Genomic DNA, 13,935 nt, shown 5'->3' with positions numbered 1-13,935 from the left:
CCGCAGGTCAGAAACCGGGACCGAAGGGGTTCGCGCCGTGCGCCGTGTCGTCTGTCCGGGATCGTTCGACCCCGTCACCAACGGGCATCTCGACATCATCAGCCGCGCCTCCCGCCTCTACGACGAGGTGGTCGTCGCCGTGCTGATCAACAAGAGCAAGAAGAGCCTGTTCACCGTGGACGAGCGTGCCGACATGATCTCCGAGGTCACCCGGGAGTACGGCAACGTGTCGGTCGACACCTTCTACGGGCTCACCGTCGACTACTGCAAGGAGCAGGACATCCCGGTGATCGTCCGGGGGCTCCGTGCCGTCAGCGACTACGAGTACGAGCTGCAGATGGCCCAGATGAACCACCGGATCGCCGGCGTGGAGACGCTGTTCATGGCGACCAACCCCGAGTACGCGTTCCTGTCCTCCAGCCTGATGAAGGAGGTCGTGAGATTCGGCGGGGACGTCTCCGGCCTCGTTCCCGACAGCGTCCACGACCGGCTGGTGCAGCGGCTCCAGAAGGACGGCTGACCGGCCTGCTCCTGGTGGACGGGCCGCGAGTTGGGTCAGCGGCCGGTGTTCGGTACCCTGGGACCTCGGCCATCACAGGCGGCCGCCGTTCCACCATGCCTCACGAAAGCAGGATTCCGCTGACACGCAACGATCCCAATGCCCCGTTCAAGCTCGACACCCGAGCTCTGAGCAGGCAACCCGGGTCGTCGCGGGAGGAGCACCTGACCGTGCCGGCACCGGAGAATTTCGGCGTCGAGATGGTGGGCGTCCCCGAGGGCGCCGCGATCGAGCTGGACCTCCGGCTCGAAGCGGTCCTTGAGGGGGTGCTCGTCACCGGCACGGCGACGGTCCCTCTCAAGGGGGAGTGCTCCCGCTGCCTCGACCCGATCGCCTCGACCTTCGAGGCGGACTTCCAGGAGCTGTACGTCTACGACGACACCCGCTCAGGCGGGAACGCCGACGACGACGAGCTCCGCCTCGAGGGCGACCTGATCGACCTCGAACCGGTCCTGCGGGACGCGGTGGTGCTCGCACTGCCGCTCTCCCCGCTGTGCCGGGACGACTGCCCGGGCCTGTGCCCGGACTGCGGTGCGCGGCTCGCCGACGTCGAGCCGGGCCACCGACATGACGTCGCCGACCCCCGGTGGGCGGCGCTGCGGGACCTTGCCGGCGACAACGCGCCGGCAGCCCCCGACCGGGGGAACGGGAGCTCCGGCACCCGTGATTCATCGGATCGAGAAGGAAAGCAGGAGGGCTGACGTGGCCGTCCCGAAGCGGAAGAAGTCGCGCAGCAACACGCGGCACCGGCGCTCGCAGTGGAAGACCGCCGCGCCGAACCTGGTCGAGTGCCCGACGTGCCGCGACCACAAGCTGCCGCACACTGCGTGCGCGACGTGCGGAACCTACGACCGGCGGCAGGTCATCGCCCCGTCGGCCTGAGTCTTCTCGCATCCTGGGGGGCGGATCCGCGCATGCGGCCCGCCCCTCACGGTGCGGAAGGACACGCACCCCGACCACCCGGCGCGTGACGTCGGCGTGGTGACCGGCGCGGAGACTGCGCCCGGAGCCGTGGTGCACGCCGGGATCAGACCGACCGGCGCGCACCTCGTCTTCGCGGACCCTCCCCGCCGAGCGTCCTCGCCGTCCGGCCCATCGGCCGCGCGCCGCAGAGGCGACCGCGCGCCGCGCGGTGCACGGCCTGCGAGGAGGGCCTGTGAGCGCTAAGAAGAACGACCCCGCGCCGGAGCGCGCGGAACTGACCGGCGCGCTCGGCGTCGACGTGGACGACGAGCTGCTCGAACGCGCCCTGACACACCGTTCCTACGCCTACGAGAACGGCGGCCTGCCCACCAACGAGCGCCTGGAGTTCCTCGGCGACTCGGTGCTGGGCCTCGTCGTCACCGACACCCTGTTCCGCGGCCACCCCGACCTGCCCGAGGGGCAGCTCGCCAAGCTGCGCGCCGCCGTGGTCAACATGCGCGCCCTCGCCGGAGTCGCCCGCGGCCTCGGCGTCGGGGCCCACATCCGGCTCGGCCGCGGCGAGGAGGGCACCGGGGGCCGCGACAAGGCCTCGATCCTCGCCGACACGCTGGAGGCGCTGATCGGCGCCGTCTACCTCGACCGGGGCCTCGGCGAGGCGTCCGCCCTGGTGCACCGGCTCTTCGACGCGCTGATCAAGCGCTCGGCGGGCCTCGGCGCCGGCCTGGACTGGAAGACCTCGCTGCAGGAGCTCACCGCCGTCGAGGAGCTCGGCGTCCCCGAGTACCACGTCGCCGAGAGCGGTCCCGACCACCAGAAGACGTTCCGCGCCTCCGTGCGGGTCGGCGGGCAGACCTACGGGTCCGGCGAGGGCCGCAGCAAGAAGGAGGCCGAGCAGCACGCCGCCGAGGCCGCCTGGAACGCCATCCGCGAGCTCGTCGTCGAGCGCGAGGCGGCGCAGGCCGGCCCGCCGCAGGGCGAGGACCCGGCCAGGGAGGCCGGGCAGGCGGCGCAGGCCGGTGCCTGAGCTTCCCGAGGTCGAGGTCGTCCGGCGGGGCCTGGAGAGCTGGACGACCGGCCGCACCGTCGCGTCCGCCGAGGTCCTGCACCCGCGGTCGGTCCGCCGCCACGCCGAGGGCCCCGCCGACTTCGCCGGGCGTCTCGCCAAGCGCACCATGCTGGCCCCCCGGCGCCGCGGCAAGTACCTGTGGATCCCGCTCCAGGCCGAGGACGACGGCGCCCCCGGCGAGGCGCTGCTCGCGCACCTCGGCATGAGCGGGCAGCTGCTCGTCGGCGAGCCCGGCCGGGAACGCGAGAAGCACCTGCGGGTCCGCGTCGAGTTCGACGACGACGGCCTCGACCTGCGCTTCGTCGACCAGCGCACCTTCGGGCACCTCATGGTCGCCGACCTCGTCCCCGACGCCTTCGCCGCGGGCGCGCTCGTCCCCGAGCCGATCGGGCACATCGCCGCCGACCCGCTGGAGGACGCCTTCGACGCGGAGGCCTTCTACCGCGCCCTGCGCCGCCGCAAGACCGGGATCAAGCGGGCCCTGCTCGACCAGTCCCTCGTCAGCGGGGTCGGCAACATCTACGCCGACGAGGCCCTGTGGCGCGCCAGGCTGCACTGGGCGCGGCCGACCGAGACGATGACCCGGGCGGACGCCGCGCGCGTCCTGGAGGCCGCACGAGAGGTCATGACGGCCGCCCTGGAGGTCGGCGGCACCTCCTTCGACAGCCTCTACGTGAACGTCAACGGCGAGAGCGGCTACTTCGAGCGGTCCCTGGACGCCTACGGGCGGCGGGACGAGCCCTGCCGCCGCTGCGGCTCGCCGATCCGCCGCGACGAGTTCATGAACCGCTCGTCCTACAGCTGCCCGGTGTGCCAGCCCCGCCCCAGGCGGGCACGGTACTAGCGGGACCGAGGGGGGAGCGATGAGCGAGGACGACGAGATCGTGCGGCTCACGGCCTGGGTGCGGGGACGCGTCCAGGGCGTCGGGTTCCGCTGGTGGGTCAGGTCGCGGGCGCTCGAACTGGGCCTCGCCGGCAGCGCGACCAACCTCAGCGACGGCCGCGTCGAGGTCGTGGCCGAGGGCCCGCGCGCCGGCTGCCGCCGCCTCTTGGAGATGCTCGACGGCGACGTTCCGGGCGGCGTTCCCGGACGTCCCGGCGCTGTGACCGGCGTCGTCGACCGCTGGGGCCCGCCCCGCGGGGAGGCCTCCGGGTTCCGGGAACGCTGACCGGGTAGGGAGTACCGGTTTGTACCTGCTAAACTAGTAGAGGAAGGTTGTTACCGGCCTGTGATGTGCGGCTTGACCAGGACACCGGCCGGTGCGACTCTAGACGGTACGCGCACCGCTTTCAGCAGTTTCCCGTGCGCGATCCCTGCTGGTTACTCAGCGTGGAGGACCCTTAGTCATGGCGAAGGCTCTACTCGGCCACGTCGGCGGTCCCGACCCCCGGATGGTCGCGGAGATGCGGCGCCTGCAGCAGCGCGTACGTGACCTGGAGGCCGAACTCGTACGGCTCCAGGCAGAGAACGACGCGCTCGCGACGGCGACGGACGACGAAGTGATGTCGCTCCCGGTGAAGGACCGCGAACCGGTTCTTACTTAATGCGTTTTTCTCCTCCTTCGGGCCTGGCGGCCCTCCATCGTCGATAAACGCGTGCGATCGCTGGCATCGCTCCGTCTCGCCTTGGCGGCTCGCTGCGCGATCAGGTTCTTGCTTCGCTCGAACCTGCCTTCGGACGCGATCGCGGCCCCCCAGGTCGTCGCGGGGTTGCGGCGGTGGTTGAGGCCGTCGCAGTAGTCGGCCGAGGGCTGTGGACACGACTCGCCTTGGCGGCTCGCTACGTCCTCAGGTGCGCGGGTACCACCGGTTACCGGACGCTACCCAGCCGTTGAGGGTTGTCGCAAGTGCCGAGCGTCGAAGCAGCGGCCGACCGACCGACCTCGCGTCCCCAGGGCGACCTCCAGCGTCCGCACCGGCCAACCGGGGTCGAAGGTGGAGATCTCGCATCCCGCCTGAGGTCGCTGCGCGCCCAGGTCCCGCAAGCTCGAACGCGCAATCGAACGCCACCGCGCCCCTGACGCCGCCACGGACCCAGCGCTCGCCTTAGCACCCCTCCTCGCCCGCACCCTGAGGTATCCCCAGTGGCGGCTTGTGGACGATCGTGGCGACCACCCGTCGCGCCCGGTCCCTAGCTACTCCATAGAGTCATCCGGGCTTGGGTCAGCCCTCATCCCCGTCGCGCCCAGTGCATCCGCCCCTCACCCTCGGCACCCACCACTGGGACCCCCCGCACCCCCGGCGACCGAGCGACGACCCTAAGAGTTGCGACCGCGCCCGAAGGGTGCGAGCCCGCAACCCACTCACCGAACGCAAGCCCCAGGGCCGCCAGGCCCGAAGGGCGACCCGGATCACAACGGACGCGCCGACCTCAGCCCCCACCGCAACCACGCAACAACCTCAATGGTTGCGATCGCGTCCGAAGGCAGGTTCGAGCGAAGCAAGAACCTGATCGCGCAGCGAGCCGCCAAGGCGAGCCGGAGCGATGCCAGCGATCGCCCCGCTTTTTTCGACGATGGAGGGCCGCCAGGCCCGAAGGAGGAGAAAGAAGCCAGAAAACCAGTATCGTGCTTCGGATGTTCGGGGTGTGGGTGTCGTAGGAGGGGGGCTCCTGGCGCGTGTATCTGAAGACTTTGACGTTGCGCGGGTTCAAGTCCTTCGCGTCCTCCACCACGCTCAAGTTCGAGCCGGGGATCACGGCTGTGGTGGGGCCCAACGGGTCGGGCAAGTCGAACGTCGTGGACGCGCTGGCCTGGGTGATGGGGGAGCAGGGCGCCAAGTCGCTGCGCGGCGGCAAGATGGAGGACGTCATCTTCGCCGGGACGTCGAACCGGGCGCCGCTGGGGCGTGCCGAGGTCGTGCTGACGATCGACAACTCCGATGGTGCGCTGCCGATCGACTACTCCGAGGTCACCATCAGCCGGTTGATGTTCCGGTCGGGGTCGAGCGAGTACGCGATCAACGGGGACGCGTGCCGGCTGCTGGACATCCAGGAGCTGCTGTCGGACTCCGGCATCGGCCGCGAGATGCACGTGATCATCGGGCAGGGGCAGCTCGACCGGGTCCTGCACTCGGGGCCGGAGGGGCGGCGGGCGGTGATCGAGGAGGCGGCCGGCGTCCTCAAGCACCGCAAGCGCAAGGAGAAGGCGCTCCGCAAGCTGGACGCGATGCAGGGCAATCTGACGCGCGTGCAGGACCTGACGGGTGAGCTGCGGCGGCAGTTGAAGCCCCTCGGCCGGCAGGCGGAGATCGCGCGCCGGGCCGCGGTGATCCAGGCGGATCTGCGGGACGCCCGGCTGCGGCTGCTCGCCGACGACCTGGTCACGCTGCGGACGAGGCTGGAGCAGGAGGCCGCCGACGAGGCCGCCATCCGGGAGCGGCGCACGGAGACCGAGCGGGCGCTGGCGGGGGCGCAGGAGCGCGAGGCGGTCCTGGAGGCCGAGGAGGCGGAGCAGGCGCCGAGGCTCGCGCAGGTGCAGGACACCTGGTTCCGGTTGTCGGCGCTGAAGGAGCGGCTCCGCGGCGTCGCCGACCTCGCGGCCGAGCGGCACCGCAACGCCGCCGAGGCGCGCGAGGAGGAGCGGCGCGGCCGCGATCCCGAGGACATGGAGCGCGAGGCCGCCGAGATCCGCGAGCAGGAGGAGATGCTCCGCGAGGCGCTGGACGAGGCCCGGGACGGGCTCTCCGGCGCCGTGGAGGAGCGGTCGGCCGCGGAGGAGGCCCTGGCCGCGGAGGAGCGGCGGCTCCAGTCCGCCGCCCGCGCCGCCGCGGACCGCCGCGAGGAGCTGGCCCGGCTGCGCGGCCGGGTGGAGGCGCTGCGCAGCAAGGCGCAGGCGGGAAGGTCGGAGATCGGCCGGCTCGCGGACGCGCGGGAGGAGGCCGACCAGCGCGCCGAGACCGCGCAGGCCGAGTTCGAGGCGTTCGAGGCGGAGGTCGTCGAGGACCCGGCGCTCGCCGCCGAGCACGAGGCGGTGCAGGAGGCGCTCGCCGCAGCCAAGGACGCTGCCGAGACCGCCCGCGCCGCCGTGGACGGCCCGCGCCGCGCGCTGAAGGAGGCGCGGTCGGCGGCGGGCGCGGCCCGCACCGCCGACCAGACGGCGCAGAAGAAGGTCGCGGCCCTCCAGGCGCGGATCGAGGCTCTGAACCTGACGCTCGCCAGCGCGGCCGACGGCGGGGAGGCGCTGCTGTCGGCGGGCGCCGACGGGTCGCTCGGCGGGGTGCTGGGCACGGTCGCGTCGCTGCTGAACGTCCGGCCCGGGTACGAGACCGCTGTCGCCGCCGCGCTCGGCGGCGCCGCCGAGGCCGTCGCGGTCGGGTCGCTGGACACCGCGGAGGCCGCTCTCGCGCTGCTGCGCTCCCGCGACGCCGGGCGCGCCGGGCTGGTCATCGGCGGCGGGGCGCCCGTGCTGGGGGAGCGGGTCGCGGGGGCCGACTACGCGATCGACGCGGTCAGCGTTCCTGACTCCGTGCGTCCCGCGTTCGAGCATCTGCTGCGGGACGTGGTCGTGGTCGATGACGTTCCCGCCGCGGCCGCGCTCGTGCGCGGGGAGGCGTCGCTGCGGGCCGTCACGCGGGACGGGGAGCTCGTCGGGGCGCACTGGGCGCAGGGCGGCGGCGCGGGCGGGGGGCAGGGCCTCCTGCAGATGCGCGCGACGCTCGACCAGGCCACCGAGGATCTCGCCGCGGCCGAGACCGCCGCTGCCGCCGCCGCCGACGGGCTCGCCGAGGCGGTGGAGGGCGAGCACGCCGCGCAGGCCGCCGTCGAGGCGGCCGAGGCCGCGGCCGGTGACGCCCGGGCGGGGGTCGACCGCGCGCAGTCCGAGCTCGACCGCGTCCGCGCGCGGCTGCGGGAGCACGACGCGCAGGCGGCGCTGGAGGCCAAGCGCGCCGCCCGCCTGGAGGCCGACGTCCGGGCCGCGCGGGGCGAGGCCGAGCGGCTGACCAAGGCCCTCGACGCGGCCGGGGAGTCCCTCGAACGCGACACCGAGGCGGCCGAGGAGCTGGCGGTGCGGCTCGCCGAGGCCGAGGAGGCCGCCGAGGTCGCCGAGGAGGCCGGGCACGACACCGAGGCGCGCGACGAGCTGAACGCCCGCTGCCAGGAGCTGCGCACCGCGGAGATGGAGGCGCGGCTCGCGGTCCGCACCGCCGAGGAGCGCGTCCAGGCCATCGCCGGACGCGCCGACGCCCTGGAACGCGGCGCCCAGCGCGAGCGCGAGGAGCGGTCCCGCGCCGCCCAGCGCCGCGCCCGCCGGGAGGAGCAGGCCCGGGTCGCCAAGGCCGTCCTGCGGGGCGCCCGCGCGGCCCTGGAGCGCATCGAGCACTCGCTCGCCGCGGCGGTGCGCCGCCGCGAGGCCGCGGAGCAGGCCAAGGCGGCGCGCGAGGCGGAGCTGAAGGTGGTCCGCGGGCAGGTGCGCGAGCTGTCCTCGGCGCTCGAACGCCTCGTCAACGTCGTGCACGGCAACGAGGTCGCCCGCGCGGAGCAGCGGCTGCGGCTGGAGCAGTTCGAGCAGCGGGCCCTGGAGGAGTTCGGCCTGGAGGTCGAGGCGCTGGTGTCGGAGTACGGGCCCGACCAGCCCGTCCCGGCCGACCCGGACAAGGGCGAGGACGCGCGTCCCGTCCCGTACGAGCGGGCCGTCCAGGAGAAGCGCGCCAAGGCCGCCGAGCGGCAGCTCAACCAGCTCGGCAAGGTCAACCCGCTCGCGCTGGAGGAGTTCGCCGCCCTGGAGGAGCGGCACGCGTTCCTCACCTCCCAGCTGGAGGACCTGAAGAAGACCCAGCGCGAGCTGCTCGGCCTCGTCAAGGAGGTCGACGACCGCGTCCAGCAGGTGTTCGGCACCGCCTACGAGGACACCGCCCGCGAGTTCGAGCGGATCTTCGCCCGGCTGTTCCCCGGCGGCGAGGGCAGCCTGTCGCTGACCGAGCCGGGCGACATGCTCGCCACGGGCGTCGAGGTCGCGGCGCGCCCGCCCGGCAAGAAGGTGAAGCGGCTGTCGCTGCTGTCGGGCGGCGAGCGGTCCCTGGTGGCCATCGCGTTCCTCGTCGCCGTGTTCAAGGCGCGCCCGTCCCCGTTCTACGTGCTGGACGAGGTCGAGGCCGCGCTCGACGACACCAACACCCAGCGGCTCATCACGGTCTTCGAGGAGCTGCGCGAGTCGTCACAGCTGATCGTGATCACGCACCAGAAGCGCACCATGGAGGGCGCCGACGCCCTCTACGGCGTCAGCATGCGCGGCGACGGCGTCACCCAGGTCGTCAGCCAGCGCCTGCGCGACCTCGACTGACCGGCCCCGGTCACGGTTCGGAGGCGGGCGTGAAGAGGTAGCCGCGCACTCCGGTGTTGCCGCACGAGGCGAGGATCGTCTCCAGCCCCCCGCTGATCCGGATGTCGACGCCCATGCACATGCGGTGGTCCCGGGTCGCCTCCGGCACGATGTCGAACAGCTGCCCGCCCTTCACCGGCTTGCCCGCCGGCGTCAGCCCGAACCGCTGCAGCGGATCGTCGTCTCCGCACTCCTTCATGTGCAGCGTGGCACGCTCGGTCTTCTCGTCGAGCGTCGCGCACCACAGCTTGCCCTTCGGCGTCCACGCCTTCAGCTGGAACGTCCCGGCGCTGCCGGGGACGGAGGCGAGCCGTATCCGCTGGAGCCTGTCGTCCGCCACGCACTTGTCCTGCGCCAGCTGCGGGAGGAGTTCTTCGTCCGGGAGGATCGACAGGCAGTCGCCGGTCCGCTCGCCGGTGATGGGCATGATCGTGTACCACCCGGCCGGGGGCGCCGCCGACTTGGCGGACGCGCCCGGCGAAGCCTGCGGCCGGTGGGGTTTGCCTCCGCCTCCACCGCCGAACACCCCCGCCAGCGTCGTGACCACCACGCCGAGCGTGATGATCGCGGGCGCCGCCACCATGAGCGACACCGGCCGGCGGTCGGCCTGCCCGCGCGAGGACTTCTTGCGGTGCCGCGGGCCCGGCGGCGTCGCCGCGTGCCGCCCGGAGGTGCCGCTCCCGGAGGATCGGCTGCCGGATGAGCCGCTCCCGGAAGGCGGGGCGGAGGCCATGACGGGAGCCGGGGCGGGAGCCGGGGCGGGGCGGGGAGCCGGGGTCGGCGGCGGAGGCGCCGCGGGGCCGAGGTTCAGCGCCGGCCGTCCCGCGACGCGCCGGTCGCCTTCCGCGCCGCGCCGGTCGCCTTCCATGACGGCGGGGCCGCACAGGCGGTCGTAGACCCGCAGCCACCGCTTGCGCTCGTCCGGCACGAGGCCGCATGTGGCCACGAAGGAGGTCACCAGCCCCCGGCTCGGCAGCGTGTGCCCGCTGAGGAGCGCGTCAAGCCCGGAGGGGACGACCACGCCGTCGGCGTTCATTCGCTCCTCAAGCTCGGAAAGGGGCAGACCGGACCATTGCTGCAGGTGGCGCATGAGGTCGAGCAGATCAGCCGGATCATGCGCCTCCTCCGGCTGCGGGACCGCTCTCGGAGCCGTCACCGGTGTCCTCCCGCGAACGGGAACGCCTGTTCTCGTAGGCATCGTAGCGATCTCCTCGTCCGGAATGACTAATGTTCGCTATGCGGTCTTTGACAAGATCAATGGCGTCATGACTCGGCGCTCGTCAACTGGAGGGGCCCTCGCGATGCCGCGCTCCGGTGCATCCGTTCCGTCTGCCTTGCGACGTTCTGTTGAGACCAGGGTCGGGACCACGTTCGTCCTGCTGATGCAGCTGCGCGTGCTGGTCATCGGGGTGACCGTGGTGGTGGACGGGCAGGTGCGCGGCGACCCCTGGGCGCTCGGCGTGCTCGTCCTCGCGGCCGTGGTCTCCGGCGTGGTGCTGGCGGGCTGGGAGAAGGTCGTGCTGCGGCTGTTCGAGCAGCCCGCGCTCCTGGCCTTCGACGTCCTCATCGGCTACGCGGTGCTGCAGGTGGGCGGGATCTTCGGCCCCTACTTCCTCGTGACGGTGGTGACCGCCGGTCTCGCCGGGCTGCTGTACCGGTGGCCGGTCACCGCGCTGCTGTGCGCGCAGCAGGCCGTCCTGTACTACGCGGCGCTCTACCGCAACGCGCCCTCCGACGACGGCGGCGACATCGCCATGCCGCTGCTCGTCATGCTGCCCGTCTTCTACGGGGTCGCGGCGCTCGTCGGCACGGTGCTGCGCCGCCTGTTCGACGAGCACGCCTCCGCCGAGGAGACGCGCTGGCGGATGGAGGCGGAGGCGATGGCCGCCGAGGAGCGCACCCGGCTGGCCCGCGAGATGCACGACTCGCTGACCGCGACGCTGTCGGGCATCGCCCTGTCGGCGAACGGCCTGCCCGGCTGGGTCCGCAAGTCCCCCGACCGCGCCGAGCGGGAGGCGCGGCGCATCGCCACGGCGGCCCAGGTCGCCACCCGCGAGGCGCGCTCGCTCATCGCCGAGCTGCGCGACGACTCCGCCGGCGTCCCGCTGGGCGACGCCGTGCGGGTGCTGGCGGGGGAGTGGGAGGGCCGCACCGGCGTCCCGGTGCGGGTGGACGCCGAGGCGGGCGCGGACCTCCCGGCGCCGGCGCGGCGCGAGATGATCACGATCGTGCGGGAGGCGCTGGAGAACGTGGGACGGCACGCGGAGGCGTCCCGCGTCGACATCGTCACGGCCGTCAACGACGGCGACCTGGAGGTGCGCGTGCGGGACGACGGTAAGGGCATGTCCAGACGGCCGGACGACCCCGGCTGGCTGGACGAGCTCGCCCGCGGCGGCCATTACGGCCTCGTGGGCATGCACGAGCGGGCCAGAAGGGCGGGCGGCCGGCTGGCCGTGCGCTCCGTCCCGGGAGGCGGCACCGAGGTCACCGCGTCGATGCCGGCGGGCCCGGAGTCCGAGCCCGCGCGGGCCGCGCTAGGGAGCCGGTGATGGACGAGCCCGTGCGGTACCGCGTCATGGTCGTGGACGACAACGCCTTCATCCGCGCCGGCCTCACCTCCGCGCTGGAGGCCACCGACGACATCGAGGTGGTGGGCGAGGCGGGCGACGGGCGCGAGGCCGAGGAGATGGCCTGGCGGCTGGTGCCCGACGTGGTGCTGCTCGACGTCCGGATGCCGCGCGTCGACGGGGTGAGCGCCGCCGCCGCGCTGAGCCGGACCAGCCGCGTGATCATGCTCACCCAGGTGGAGGAGCCGGAGGTGATCCTGTCGGCCGTCCGCAACGGCGCCGTCGGCTACCTCGTGCACAACACCTTCACGGTGGACGAGCTCGCCGCGGCGATCCGGGACACCGTCCGGCACCGGGCCCACCCCCTCTCGCACGCGGCCAGCGCCGCGCTCATCGACGCCGCGCGGACGGGCCGGCCGGCGGCGCCCGCGGCCGATCCGGCCGAGCAGCGCGCGCGTTTCGGCCTTTCCGCCCGCGAGGTCCAGGTCATGGATCTGATCGTGCGCGGTCATGCGAATCACGACATCGCGGCCAAGCTATTTCTCACCGAGAAAACCGTCAAGAACTACATCAATCGCATTTATGCGAAACTCGGCGCGCCGAACCGGGCCACGGCCATCGTGACCTGGCTCGGCATGCCTCCGGGCGGCTGAGCAGGGCCTCCGCGATTGGGGCCCGCGACCCCCGCCGCTAGGGCCCTAGGGCCCTAGGGGCGCCCGCCGGCCCCGCATAGCGTTCCGGTGAACGAAGCGCATGAAGGACGGCGCCTTTATGGCCGGGCCTTCGCCTATTTCGCCGCCCGGAGGAACGCCATGCTTTTGCCGACCCGAAACAGAATGGCCATGATCACCGGCGGGGTCCTGGCCGCCGGCTGCTCGCTCGCGCTCGCCGGCGCCTCGGGGACGGGCCCGGACCCGGCTCCCGCCCGCGCCGTCGGAGCCCTGGAGAGGTCCGCGCCCGCCATCGCCTACGGGAAGCCGGGCCCGCGGGCTCACGAGGACACCTGGGACTCCGAGCACGCGAAGAAGAAGCGGCCCACCGCGACCGCGGCGCGGCGCTACGGGTGGGGACGCCCGATCGCCTTCGACGGCTTCCGCACTTTCGACCGGCGCGCCTGGGAGGTCTACACCGGACCGGGCAACGGCGGCCGCGGCCGCCGCGTCGCCAAGGCGGTGACCGTCCGGAACGGCGTCCTGCGCATCACCGGCAAGCGCAACGGCGACACCGGGGGCGTCGCCTGGATGAAGGGCGCCCAGAAGGAGGGCCGCTGGGAGGCCCGCGTCAAGGTGAGCCGCGGTTGCGCCTGCTACAACGCCAACCTGCTGCTGTGGCCGGTCGGCGGCGGTGGCGGCACCGACCCGCAGAACGGCGGCGGGGAGATCGACTGGATGGAGACCTACGGCGACGAGGGGCTGCGCAACGGGACCAACTTCTTCCTGCACTACGGACCCGAGAAGGAGTCCCAGCGCCTGAACTCCCACCTGCGCATCGACCTGACCAAGTGGCACGCCTTCGCGGTGGAGTGGAACTCCAGGGGCATCACGGGCTACGTGGACGGGCGCAGGTGGTTCCACACCTCGAAGCGGGAGGCCCTGCCGCCCGGGAAGATGGGGCAGGCCATCCAGCTCGACTGGTTCCCGCAGATGACCAAGCTGACGACCAAGGGGGTCAGCCGGAAGGCCGACGTGACCCTCTCGGTCGACTGGATCAACATGTACCGGCCCTGAGCGGCGGGGCGTCCGGTGTCACTTCACGATCTGCCAGATCTCCCCGTTGTGGCGCAGGGTGAACTCGTCCTGGAGGGTGCGCTCGGTCATGGACCCGCTCTGCGAGTGCAGGGCGGAGAACGGGATGACCGCCTCCTCGTCCACCAGCCGGCCGCCCTTCACGGACACGGTCCGGAGAGCCTGCCGCTCCTGCGGTCGGAGGAGGTGCGGCGTGTTGCGGACACCGGCCGGGCAGTCGCCGCGGAGCGCGGGGCCCCGGAGGAAGTCGCCGTCCTTCGCGACGTAGCGGCACACCCCCTGGTCCCCGGCGGCCTGGCCGCGCAGGAACGCCTGGAGCGCGGCCCGCGCGCCCTCGATCCCCTCCCGAGTGCCGGGGTCGGTGTCCTCCTGTGCGGTAGCCGAGGGCGACTGGGACGGAGCTCGGAACACGTCATCACCGCCGTCTTTGTCGTCACCGCCGCACCCCGACGTGAGAATTGTCGTCGCGAGCGCCGTGACGGCGAGGGCGCCGACGGCGCGGGAGGTGAACCGAAGAGCCATGGTGTGCCTTCCTCGGGGCGGGGATGTCGGCCCATTGTCCGAACGCCGCCTTTCCGGATGATCAGGCGGCAGCCGAAGATTAACGCCTTCACCGGGGGAACGGCCAGCGGTCGCAAGATCGCCAGGTCAGGGGTGGTGCGCGCCCGCCGGGACGGCTCACGCCGCCGCGGCTCCTTTTCTCTTATGGGCTGCCCGAGACGCCCGGACAGGAAATGCGGGGCCGGCCCACTCG

General features: G+C 73.0%; 13 protein-coding genes. 11 read left to right on the top strand and 2 right to left on the bottom strand.

What is annotated here, in order from left to right:
• Window positions 1-37: 37 nt before the first annotated feature.
• From coaD to smc, 8 genes are all read left to right on the top strand, one after another.
• Window positions 38-520: a pantetheine-phosphate adenylyltransferase gene (coaD, locus tag AB0C87_RS18860; RefSeq protein ID WP_179843344.1), complete on the top strand. Its 483-nt coding sequence runs from the start codon at window positions 38-40 to the stop codon at window positions 518-520.
• A 95-nt stretch (window positions 521-615) separates the two neighbouring features.
• The gene (locus AB0C87_RS18855; RefSeq protein WP_345174952.1) at window positions 616-1,260 is read left to right on the top strand and encodes a YceD family protein; all 645 of its coding nucleotides are present in this window, start codon (window positions 616-618) and stop codon (window positions 1,258-1,260) included.
• Window position 1,261: 1 nt separating this feature from the next.
• The gene (gene rpmF, locus AB0C87_RS18850; RefSeq protein WP_067632153.1) at window positions 1,262-1,441 is read left to right on the top strand and encodes a 50S ribosomal protein L32; all 180 of its coding nucleotides are present in this window, start codon (window positions 1,262-1,264) and stop codon (window positions 1,439-1,441) included.
• A gap of 274 nt (window positions 1,442-1,715) precedes the next feature.
• On the top strand, window positions 1,716-2,507 hold the full coding sequence (gene rnc, locus AB0C87_RS18845; RefSeq protein WP_345174956.1) for a ribonuclease III: 792 nt from the start codon (window positions 1,716-1,718) through the stop codon (window positions 2,505-2,507).
• Window positions 2,500-3,393: a bifunctional DNA-formamidopyrimidine glycosylase/DNA-(apurinic or apyrimidinic site) lyase gene (gene mutM, locus AB0C87_RS18840; protein ID WP_345174958.1), complete on the top strand. Its 894-nt coding sequence runs from the start codon at window positions 2,500-2,502 to the stop codon at window positions 3,391-3,393. The genes rnc and mutM overlap by 8 nt, the downstream gene beginning before the upstream one ends.
• A 19-nt stretch (window positions 3,394-3,412) precedes the next feature.
• Window positions 3,413-3,718, top strand: a complete 306-nt coding sequence (locus AB0C87_RS18835) for an acylphosphatase (RefSeq protein ID WP_345174960.1) — start codon at window positions 3,413-3,415, stop codon at window positions 3,716-3,718.
• Window positions 3,719-3,896: 178 nt separating this feature from the next.
• Complete coding sequence (locus tag AB0C87_RS18830; RefSeq protein ID WP_173398374.1) at window positions 3,897-4,094, top strand: hypothetical protein; 198 nt, start codon at window positions 3,897-3,899, stop codon at window positions 4,092-4,094.
• A 1,073-nt stretch (window positions 4,095-5,167) separates the two neighbouring features.
• Window positions 5,168-8,830, top strand: a complete 3,663-nt coding sequence (gene smc, locus AB0C87_RS18825; protein ID WP_360578648.1) for a chromosome segregation protein SMC — start codon at window positions 5,168-5,170, stop codon at window positions 8,828-8,830.
• Window positions 8,831-8,840: 10 nt separating this feature from the next.
• On the opposite strand, the gene AB0C87_RS18820 is transcribed toward smc, so the two are convergent.
• Window positions 8,841-10,025, bottom strand: coding sequence for a hypothetical protein (locus AB0C87_RS18820; protein ID WP_360578646.1), 1,185 nt, complete (start codon window positions 10,023-10,025; stop codon window positions 8,841-8,843).
• 178 nt (window positions 10,026-10,203) lie between these two features.
• Here AB0C87_RS18820 and AB0C87_RS18815 point away from each other — a divergent pair, with 178 nt between their 5' ends.
• The 3 genes from AB0C87_RS18815 to AB0C87_RS18805 all read left to right on the top strand — a co-directional run bounded on the left by AB0C87_RS18815 (window position 10,204) and on the right by AB0C87_RS18805 (window position 13,163).
• Window positions 10,204-11,418: a histidine kinase gene (locus AB0C87_RS18815; RefSeq protein ID WP_345174970.1), complete on the top strand. Its 1,215-nt coding sequence runs from the start codon at window positions 10,204-10,206 to the stop codon at window positions 11,416-11,418.
• Window positions 11,418-12,089 (top strand): response regulator, encoded by a 672-nt coding sequence (locus AB0C87_RS18810; RefSeq protein WP_353834110.1) that lies wholly within the window; start codon window positions 11,418-11,420, stop codon window positions 12,087-12,089. Before AB0C87_RS18815 ends, AB0C87_RS18810 begins: the two co-directional genes overlap by 1 nt.
• Before the next feature lie 183 nt (window positions 12,090-12,272).
• Entirely contained in the window at window positions 12,273-13,163 is an 891-nt protein-coding gene (locus AB0C87_RS18805; protein WP_360578644.1) for a glycoside hydrolase family 16 protein, read from the top strand.
• An 18-nt stretch (window positions 13,164-13,181) separates the two neighbouring features.
• Here AB0C87_RS18805 and AB0C87_RS18800 read toward each other — a convergent pair whose 3' ends face one another.
• Entirely contained in the window at window positions 13,182-13,703 is a 522-nt protein-coding gene (locus tag AB0C87_RS18800; protein WP_345174974.1) for a hypothetical protein, read from the bottom strand.
• Window positions 13,704-13,935: the final 232 nt, after the last annotated feature.

This window comes from Actinomadura sp. NPDC048021, from assembly GCF_040653135.1.
In the GTDB taxonomy this organism is placed as follows: Bacteria; Actinomycetota; Actinomycetes; order Streptosporangiales; family Streptosporangiaceae; genus Spirillospora; species Spirillospora verrucosospora.
Note: the sequence above shows the minus strand (reverse complement) of the source record. Positions and strands in the feature narration are given on the sequence as shown.